The sequence below is a fragment of the Frankia sp. CgKIO3 genome (assembly GCF_977946435.1).
Genome location: NZ_CDWTMO010000143.1, coordinates 6,431 through 11,286, shown reverse-complemented (window position 1 = coordinate 11,286; position 4,856 = coordinate 6,431). Strand labels below are relative to the sequence as shown.

Annotated in this window: 5 protein-coding genes; 3 read left to right on the top strand and 2 right to left on the bottom strand. The window is 65.0% G+C overall.

The window, feature by feature from the left end:
- Positions 1-375: 375 nt before the first annotated feature.
- Positions 376-996 carry a TetR/AcrR family transcriptional regulator gene (locus AC08OJ_RS15290; RefSeq protein WP_476596060.1) on the bottom strand — a complete coding sequence of 207 codons (621 nt, stop codon included), beginning with the start codon at positions 994-996 and terminating at the stop codon, positions 376-378.
- A gap of 132 nt (positions 997-1,128) precedes the next feature.
- Between AC08OJ_RS15290 and AC08OJ_RS15285 the strand changes: the two genes are divergently transcribed.
- From AC08OJ_RS15285 to AC08OJ_RS15275, 3 genes are all read left to right on the top strand, one after another.
- A complete protein-coding gene (locus AC08OJ_RS15285; protein WP_476593900.1) occupies positions 1,129-1,620 on the top strand; it encodes a redoxin domain-containing protein in 492 nt (163 codons plus the stop codon).
- Positions 1,621-1,687: 67 nt separating this feature from the next.
- Positions 1,688-2,677: a quinone oxidoreductase family protein gene (locus tag AC08OJ_RS15280; protein ID WP_476593899.1), complete on the top strand. Its 990-nt coding sequence runs from the start codon at positions 1,688-1,690 to the stop codon at positions 2,675-2,677.
- A gap of 351 nt (positions 2,678-3,028) precedes the next feature.
- Positions 3,029-4,426, top strand: a complete 1,398-nt coding sequence (locus AC08OJ_RS15275) for a TolB family protein (protein WP_476596059.1) — start codon at positions 3,029-3,031, stop codon at positions 4,424-4,426.
- Positions 4,427-4,674: 248 nt separating this feature from the next.
- Here the strand turns inward: AC08OJ_RS15275 and AC08OJ_RS15270 are convergent.
- Positions 4,675-4,856, bottom strand: a 182-nt coding sequence (locus tag AC08OJ_RS15270; RefSeq protein ID WP_476596058.1) for an IS3 family transposase, incomplete at its 5' end; no start/stop codon positions are given.

Here is a 4,856-nt window from a genome sequence, read left to right as displayed (position 1 = left end):
CCCTAGCCCCCAACCTCACCCCGGCCCTGACGGACCTGCTCGCCCGCACGCGCACCGCGCACCTCGCCTGTAAGACGCCCAAGGGCCAACACCGTGCTTGACCTGCAGTAACGCGCCCAGCGAGCGCAGCTGTCCCACGGGCGCGCGTAGCCCGGCCGCGCGGCGGGCCTGATCTCAAAACGAGAATCAGGGTGACCAGCGCTGGACCCTGACCCGGATCACCACCGTGATCGTCCGTATGTTCGGGGTGTCCTACACTCTCACCACGAGTCGTGGCTGCCGATCACTGATCACCTGCGTGGAGGGTTGGGCCGCGGACGCCACCTGGCACGGCCCGCGACTGCGTGCGGCCAGCCGAAATACCGATTCCCGAGATCACGTCTCATCATCGCAGGAGTATCTGCGGACATGGTCGATGGCCATGTCCAATGCTCGAACGAGCGGGCGATCGGTGCGATAAGTCTTGCTCAGCAGCAGACCGCCCTGCAGTGCGGCCATGATGGCTTCGGCGAGCGCGGCCGGATCCGCTTCCGATCGAAGACTTCCCCGCTCGCGCATCGCGGTGAGTCCGGCAAGCAGCGGGGACTCCCATTCGGTGAAGCAGCTCTGCAGGACGCCACGGGTCCGCGGATCGCCATCGGCGAGCTCGTTGGCCAGGGACCCGAGCGGGCATCCGCCGGTGTGATCGACCGCGGCCCGTATCTCGATGATCTTGTTTCGCCAGCGCCCCAGGGCGGCCAGGGAGTCCAGGGAGTCCAGCTCCGGACGCTGGGCCTGGACAACCTGCTGCGCCTGTTGCCGTATCACCGCCCGGATCAGGTCGTCCTTGTTGGCGAAGTAGTGGTACAGCTGCGACTTGCTGGTCCCGGTGACAGCCATCACATCGTCCAGACTCGTGCCGGCCGCCCCGCGCTCGCGCACCAGCTCGGCCGCGGCCGCCACGATGCGGGCTCTGGTCGCAGCACCCCGAGGGGTCAGTATCGGCACAGGCTTCATGGATCTCACGGACGGTAAGGCTAACCGAAACTGGACTTGTAAGTCCAATTCTAGCTCCGTACGCTGGACTAGACAGTCCACTACTCAAAGTGGCAACACCGCCCGACGCGACAGCGCGAGGGAGCAACAATCATGAATCGGCTCGACAACGGCCAGCTCTTCCCGAAGGTCCAGGTTCCCAAGGTCAGCGGAGGGTCCCTCTGCCTGCCAGAGGACCTGGCCGGCCACTTCGGCGTCGTCCTGATCTATCGCGGATCGTGGTGCCCGTACTGCAACGCACAACTCGCGGCGTTCCAGCGGGCGGGCGACGTTCTCACGGATCTCGATGTCCGGGTCGCCGCGCTGCCCGTCGACGACGAGGAGAGCGTCCGCAGACTCGTCGACAAGCATCGCATCGATTTTCCCGTCGGTCACAGTGCCGACGTCGACGGGATAGCCGAGGCGACGGATGCCTACATCAATGATGAATCCTCCGGCGACCCGCGGCGGTACCTCCAGTCAACCGGTTTCGTCCTGGCCCCCAATGGCAGCGTGATCACAGCTGTCTACTCCAGCGGCGCCATCGGACGCCTGGTCCCTGACGACGTCGTCGGATTAGTCCGCTACATACGCGACCACGGATGAGCGCGCATCCCACCGTGGAGCCGCGGCCAGACAACAACGCATTCCGGGTAAGCGAGGTATACACACCGTGAAAGCTGTCCAGATACACCGTTTCGGCGGATCCGAGGTCTTCGAGATCGTCGAGACTCCCACTCCGGCGCCGGGTCCCGGTCAGGTACTCGTCCGAGTCCATGCGGCCGGCGTCAACTTCGCCGAGGTCCTCATGCGTGAGAACCGGTATGCGGTGACACCCGATCTTCCTGCCGTCCTCGGCATGGAGGTTGCCGGCACCGTCGAAGCCGTCGGGGCCGGTGTCGGCGGGCTCGGGATCGGTGCCCGCGTCGCCGCGCCGCTGTTTGCCGCGGGCGTGTCATTCGGGGGTTACGCGGACCATGTCCTGATCAGCGCCGACTTCGTCGCCCCGCTTCCACCGGAACTACCGTTCGAGGATGCGACGGCGTTGATGGTCCAGGGACTCACTGCCCTGCACCTGACCAGGCAGACACCGCCGAAGGGCAAGGCGGTTCTGGTCAGCGCCGCCGCCGGTGGGGTCGGCACGCTTCTCGTCCAACTCGCCAAGCACGCGGGGGCAAGGAGCGTGATCGCCGCCGCGAGTACCGCCGAGAAGCTCGACACAGCCCGTTCGCTCGGCGCTGACGCAGGAGTCGACTACACCCGACCCGACTGGGTTGAGCAGGCGCGCGCGGCGAGCGACGGAAACGGTCCCGATATCATTTATGAATCGGTCGGCGGCGCGGTGACGACCGCGAGTCTCGACGCGCTCGCCCCGCTGGGTGAACTCGTCATATACGGGGCACTCAACATCCAGGAGTTCCAGCTCGGCGTACCAGAGCTACTCGGCCTCATTTTCAAGAATCAGTCCGTGACGGGCTTCGCGCTCGCCCCGCTGTTGAGCACGCACACCCTGCGGGAGGGGCTCACCGAGCTGTTCGACCTCGCCATCCGGGATGAGATCACCGTGACCGTCAGTGGAACCTATCCCCTGGAGAAGGTGGCTGAGGCACACCGGGAACTCGAAGAGCGACGCACGACCGGCAAGATCGTTCTGGTGCCGTAAGGAGAAGCTTACAGAGAAAGGAAACCAGGATCCGATCCGCCAATATCTCACCATCGTCGTCTCAGCACAGTACGCCGCTGCGGCCACCGCGTATTCCTCCTCACCCGGGCTCCCGGCAGAACTCGATGCGGATCACGCGGTGGCCGTTTTGCGTTGCCGGTGTTCAGTACGGCTTCTCTGCATCCCAGCTGCTATTCCCGAACCCGCCGACGGCCTCCACCTCGTAAGGTTCTCCACGCTTCCGCGGACGATGACGGAACGGCCTTATAGATTATTACTCCGTAAGATTTTCCGCACACTCTCGATCTCTTTTTTGGATTAGTGTCATGTCCGACCGAGAATGAGGTAGAAATGCACAAAACAAACCGCGCATCCATCCGTTCCCGTTTCGCGGCCGGTACCGCGGCAGTCGCGGTGGGGACCGCTCTCGCCACTGTCGCGGCGACGCCGGCACACGCCGCCGGGTCGTTCACGACCGACCTGGGCCCGGTAGAACTGGTGTCGGTAACCCTGGGTGGCACGGGCGGCGCCAGCGACAGCACACGGGTGGACTTTCCTGGTTCGCAGGTTTCCGCCGACGGCCGGTACGTCATCTTCGAGTCGGCCGCGTCCGACCTGGTGGCCGGTGACACCAACGGCGACTGGGACGTCTTCCTGCGGGACCTGACCACGCAGACGACGCCCCGGATCTCCGTCGCCAAGACCGTGACCGGCAAGGGGCGACGGGCGACCACGACGTTCACGCAGGTCGAGGGTTCATCGAGCGGCGGGGTGGCGCTTTCGGCCGACGGGTCGATCGCGGCCTTCACCTCATTTTCCAGCGAACTGGTGCCAGGCCAGCCGGGCCAGACCGGTGTGCAGGACGTGTTCGTCCGCGACAACCGCACGGGGGACGTCACCCTGGTCTCCGCGCCGACCGGTCTGCTCTCCAGCCACGTCGGCGCCCTCCAGCTCAGTGTGTCGGCGGACGGTTCGACCGTGTCGTTCAGCGCACGGACGAGCAGCGCGCCATACCAGATCTTCGTGTACAACGTGGCGACGGGGACGACGACGCTCGCGTCGGTGACGGGAACCGGCACCGCCGGGAACGGCTCGAGCGTGGTCAGCAGCCTGTCCGCGGACGGCACCCGGCTGTCATTCCTGTCCTACGCATCGGACCTCGTCGCTGGTGACGTCAACGGCAGCGGCGACATCTTCATGCGTGACCTGACCACGGGGCAGACCGTGCCGGCCACCGTCACAGCCGACGGTGTGTGGGGTGACGACAACTTCGCATCGCTGGCGCGGATCTCCGGCGACGGGACGAAAGTGACGTTCTCCTCCCCGGCCACGAACCTCGTGCCGGACGACGCCAACGGGCTCACCGACATCTTCCTCAAGGACCTCGTGACCGGCAAGCTGACCCGCGTGTCGACCGATCAGGACGGCAGGCAGTTCGACCGAACGGCGACGGCGCCGTGGATCTCCCAGGACGGCACCACCGTGGTCTTCAGCGCGTTCTATGCAACAGATGTATCGCCCGGGGTGCCCGGTGCCATCAGCGACATCTTCGTCAAGCGCCTGGACACCGGTTCGCTGGCCCTCGTCTCCACCAAAACAGTGACGGTGCCAGCATCAACTATTCGGCGCAGTTTCCCACGATCAGCACTGACGGCTCCCAGGTCGTGTTCCAGTCCTCGGCCGACAATCTGGTGCCAGAGTACACGGGTGGCACTGTACCGTTTCAGCAGGTCTACCACAAGACCCTGAGCTGACAACCCGCCGACCACCGGCCGTCCACGCGGACCTTCCGCGTGGACGGTTCCCGTTCTCAGGCGTCCCCGGTGGCCCGCTCGAACGCGGCGAGGAGTATTCCTGCCGGCCAGAATCCCTGGTTATGACGGTCTTCACCGAGGCGTCTGGCCGGAAGCGGTGCATCGCGCATCCGAGACGGTTTCCTCGTCAACGGCACCGGCAGACTTCGCAGTGGAGCGTTCCCGATTTAGCAGAGAACTCCATTATGCGGCTTGTGGGTGCTTCCCGTCAAACTCGGCCTCGTACTCGACGGGCGTCATATAATTGATCGTGGAATGTATCCTTCTGCGGTTGTAGTACGTCTCGACGTAGTCGAAGATGCCGGCGCGGAGCTGTTTCAGGCCGGCGAAGGCGTGGAGGTGGACGAACTCCTTCTTCAGGGTCG